The following is a 297-nucleotide window of genomic DNA, read 5'->3' on the forward strand; positions in this document are numbered from 1 at the left end:
GCCTCACCCCTTGGCCAAGCCGCGGTCGATCAGCCGTGCCAGGCGCGCTGAGAACGCCTTCGCGTCGGCCGGCTTGTCGCCGTCGAGCACGCGCGCTTCGTCATAGAGCAGATGCGCGGCGTCTTCCTTGAACGCCTTATCGTCGTCGCCGAGTTTTGCCAGCGCCGCGACGCGCTCATGGCGCGGGTTGATCTCGAGGATCGGCTTGGCGGCCTTGTCGAGCCGGCCGGCGGCGTTGAGCAGGCGCTCGAACTGGCGGTCGGGGCCATGCTCGGGCGCGACGAGGCAGACGGCGCT

The 297-nt window shown here is 70.0% G+C and carries 1 pseudogene; it reads right to left on the bottom strand.

Annotated features, from left to right (window positions below):
* Positions 1–3: 3 nt before the first annotated feature.
* Positions 4–297 (bottom strand): annotated as a pseudogene (locus tag EN846_RS34515) (molecular chaperone HtpG); the annotation flags it as partial.

The organism is Mesorhizobium sp. M4B.F.Ca.ET.203.01.1.1 (assembly GCF_004791025.1).
Lineage (GTDB): Bacteria > Pseudomonadota > Alphaproteobacteria > Rhizobiales > Rhizobiaceae > Mesorhizobium > Mesorhizobium abyssinicae.